This window comes from Komagataeibacter melaceti, from assembly GCF_003403295.1.
Taxonomy (GTDB): domain Bacteria; phylum Pseudomonadota; class Alphaproteobacteria; order Acetobacterales; family Acetobacteraceae; genus Komagataeibacter; species Komagataeibacter melaceti.
The window spans coordinates 1-208 of record NZ_QUWV01000074.1 but is presented as its reverse complement, the minus strand read 5'-3'; the positions used below and the strand labels follow the sequence as shown (position 1 = coordinate 208).

Sequence of the window (208 nt, the reverse complement as noted above, 5' to 3'; positions counted from 1 at the left end):
GGGCGCTGAATGCCTGGCTGGAAGCCCGCTGCCTGGACTGCTGGGAACGGCTGCAGCATATCGAACTGGCCCGGAGCATCGCCGAGGTTCATGCCAGCGAGCGTTCTCACCTCATGGTGCCGGGGCGTCCCTTTGACGGGTTTGTGGAACAGACCAAGCGCGTCTCGCCAACCTGCCTGATCCAGTTCGAAGGCAATCGCTACAGCGT

Annotated in this window: 1 protein-coding gene; it reads left to right on the top strand. The window is 63.0% G+C overall.

The annotated features are described in order from the left end of the window. The coding region (locus DY926_RS09650) for a Mu transposase domain-containing protein (protein ID WP_408886048.1) at positions 1-208 on the top strand (208 nt) is incomplete at both ends.